Genomic DNA, 1,130 nt, shown 5'->3' on the forward strand with positions numbered 1-1,130 from the left:
GCGCTGGCCGGCGCAGCCTTGCTCGTCGTGGGCCGCAGCGGCATCGGCGGCATGATGCTGGCCGGCGCGATCGCCTGGTTTGGCTCGGTGCGTATGAACCGCAGCGGATCAAGACCACCGCCGGGCAGGCGCTCCACTGTGCGCACTGCTGCGCTGGAAATGGAGCTTGATCACAAGACCGGCGGACTGGAAGGGCTCGTTCTGGCCGGCCGCCATGAAGGCAAGATGCTTGGCGCGATGAGCCTCGCCGAGTTGCAGCAGCTCTACCGTGAGCTCTTCGGCGATCCGGAGAGCCGCCAGCTGCTAGAGACGTATCTTGACGGCCGATTTCCCATCTGGCGCAAAAACGCTGAGCCGGACGGTGGCGAAGGGCTGGGTGTTGCGCCAGGTGCGGGCGCCATGACTAAGGAGGAGGCCTACAAGATCCTTGGTCTTGAAGCGGGGGCCGCCGCGGCGGATGTCCGCAAGGCGCACCGCCGCCTGATGCAGCGCCTGCACCCCGATATCGGCGGCACGTCGTTCCTTGCGGCGCGAATCAATGAAGCCAAGGACGTCTTGCTCTCCAACCACAACTAGTCTCCTTCGACGCAAAAATTTCCCGGGAGATTGCAAGCCGACCTACTGCTGGACGGCGTAACAGCTGATCTTCTTCTTCTTCAAAGCGTTGCACGCATCCCACGCGGCATCCTTCGACGAGAAGCCGCCGAAGCGGGCGCGGTAGTAGGTGACGCCGTCCTTTTCAAAGGCGACGGTGAAGCCGGCGGCGTCGGCCAGCACCTTCGGCGCCTGCTTGCTCGTCTTGTCGAGGAAGGCCTGGGCTTCGGATTGCTTTGGCGAGGACGCCACCTGCACGGCCCAGCCGGAGGGGACCGAAGCGGTCTTGACCGGATCGACCGCCGCAGCCGGTTCCGGCTCGGCGTAGGCCGCGACGGCTTGCGGCGCTGGCGACGGAACCACGGCGGCGACTGCCACGGTCTTGACCTTCTTGATCTGGACGACCGGCGTGGTCTCCTCGACGACGGGCGCGCTGTCGTCCGCGGAGGCGACGACCGCCTCTTCCTCGACCGCCGGCTTTTCGTCCGGGGTCGGCGCGTCATGCTTCGGCAGGAGCACCTTGGCCAGCGCACTGA

General features: G+C 66.0%; 2 protein-coding genes. One reads left to right on the forward strand and one right to left on the reverse strand.

Annotated elements, in window-relative coordinates; translation table 11 throughout:
* Nucleotides 1-576: DnaJ domain-containing protein (locus EOA33_RS36455; RefSeq protein ID WP_127407779.1), on the forward strand; the 576-nt coding region annotated here is incomplete at its 5' end.
* Nucleotides 577-618: 42 nt separating this feature from the next.
* Here EOA33_RS36455 and EOA33_RS36460 read toward each other — a convergent pair.
* Nucleotides 619-1,130: SPOR domain-containing protein (locus tag EOA33_RS36460; protein ID WP_145989537.1), on the reverse strand; the 512-nt coding region annotated here is incomplete at its 5' end.

It is taken from the genome of Mesorhizobium sp. M4A.F.Ca.ET.050.02.1.1 (genome assembly GCF_003997725.1).
GTDB lineage: Bacteria > Pseudomonadota > Alphaproteobacteria > Rhizobiales > Rhizobiaceae > Mesorhizobium.